Origin of the sequence: Pseudobacillus badius (assembly GCF_002189605.1) — a bacterium.
Taxonomy (GTDB): domain Bacteria; phylum Bacillota; class Bacilli; order Bacillales; family Domibacillaceae; genus Pseudobacillus; species Pseudobacillus badius.
Genome location: NZ_MWMM01000050.1, coordinates 1 through 1,760, shown reverse-complemented (window position 1 = coordinate 1,760; position 1,760 = coordinate 1). Strand labels below are relative to the sequence as shown.

Sequence of the window (1,760 nt, the reverse complement as noted above, 5' to 3'; positions counted from 1 at the left end):
ATTGCTGTTTATTTACTATCTGTACAATAAGGCCGATTAACACCCCAATTAACGCTGGGACAAGCCAGCCAAAACCGGAAGTGTATAATGGTAATGATTTAATCATGATGCTAATTGGGCCAAGGTTGATCCCTGATTGTATAAGTGCATCAGAAATACTGGCGATTGAGACAAAAAACGTTGTGATTGCGTAGACCGAACGGTACCCTCCAAACAGTTCATTCAATAACGTTAGAATAATCAAGGTAATCGCAATTGGATAAATGGCGGTTAAAGCCGGAACTGAGATCAACAAAATTTTCGTTAATCCAAGGTTTGCAAAGATAAGACTTGATCCTGTGAGTACAGTTACCCAAGTGCGGTACTTAACTTTTGGAATGACCGTCGTAAAATATTGGCTACATGATGTAATAAGCCCCACTGATGTTGTTAAACAAGCAAGCGAAAAGACAATTCCCAACAAAATGGCTCCTGACGAACCAAACAATGCCAGAACAACTTGTGTTAAAGTTTGAGCGCCATTTTCTGTCGTTCCGTGATTAATTGCACCAAGGTATCCAAGCATCATGTAAATGAAGGTTAAAACAAGCCCAGCCAACAGACCCGCGCGGATTGAATACGAGACAACTTGTTTAGGATGGCTTATCCCTTTTTGCTTCAGGGTGAGCGAGATAACAATCCCGAAATTTAAGGCTGCAATTGTATCCATTGTCAAATAGCCATCTAAAAATCCCTTCGCAAACGGCATGGCAGCATAACCTGCCGCTGGTGAAGCAGGGGAGCCAAAGGGATGGATTAAAGCCCGAACAAAAATAATCAAAATTAACAAAAGAATCACTGGGGTTAGCAACTTCCCAAACCGGTCAACGAGCTTTGATGGGGATAAGGAAAGCCAATATGATAACCCGAAATAAACAAATGTATAGATAAATAAAGCCAGAGTTAGATTCACTTCTTTAGGGAGAAACGGGCTGACTCCCATCTCAAACGCTAAGCTTCCTGCTCTAGGAATTCCTAAAAAGGGACCTATTGCTAAATAAATCATGGATGTGAAAATAGCGGAAAAAAAGGGATGCACACGGCTAGCAAGTGAATGTAAACCATTTGCTTTGGCAACAGCAACGACTCCTAAGATCGGCAATCCAACTGCAGAGAGGATAAAGCCAGCCATAGAAGGCCATAAAGACGTACCAGCTGATTGTCCTAAAAATGGCGGAAAAATCAAATTCCCGGCACCGAAAAAAAGAGAAAAAAGCATTAAGCTAATAAACAACATATCTTTCTTGGATAAATATTTCATTAAAATTCCTCCTTGAAAAAGTAAGCTTCGTTTTCAAAATGTGAATATCAATGTCGTCCAAATGACCACCACCTTAAAATGTTGAGAAAATAAAAAAATCCCGTCCCTTAAAAGGGACGAGATTAGTTTCCCGTGTTACCACCCTGATTCCGCGTATAGCAAACAAACCGCGGCACTCTGCAACGTACGAATTCATACGTGTTCCAAAATAACGGAGGAAATCCGGACATGCTTACTCCTATTGTTCAGCATATCTTCTCGGAGAGGATTTTCAGCTATGGACTGAACACTGATTTTCAGCAAGTATCAGCTCTCTGTAGAACAGTACCCACAGCTTACTCGATCTCGTCAACGAATTTAAATGAATTATTCTAATTGTTTTTATTATTATGTGATTATAGCAGAATATTATTTTTTTGTGTTTGAAAAAATTATAGTTCTAATTTTCTATTAATTCTTT

Annotated in this window: 1 protein-coding gene and 1 other annotated feature; the gene reads right to left on the bottom strand. The window is 39.4% G+C overall.

The window, feature by feature from the left end; genetic code table 11:
- Positions 1-1,300 (bottom strand): branched-chain amino acid transport system II carrier protein (gene brnQ / locus B1A98_RS19915; protein ID WP_063385157.1); only part of this gene is annotated, 1,300 nt, incomplete at its 3' end.
- 109 nt (positions 1,301-1,409) lie between these two features.
- Positions 1,410-1,661 (bottom strand) — a binding site (T-box leader).
- Positions 1,662-1,760 lie beyond the last annotated feature (99 nt).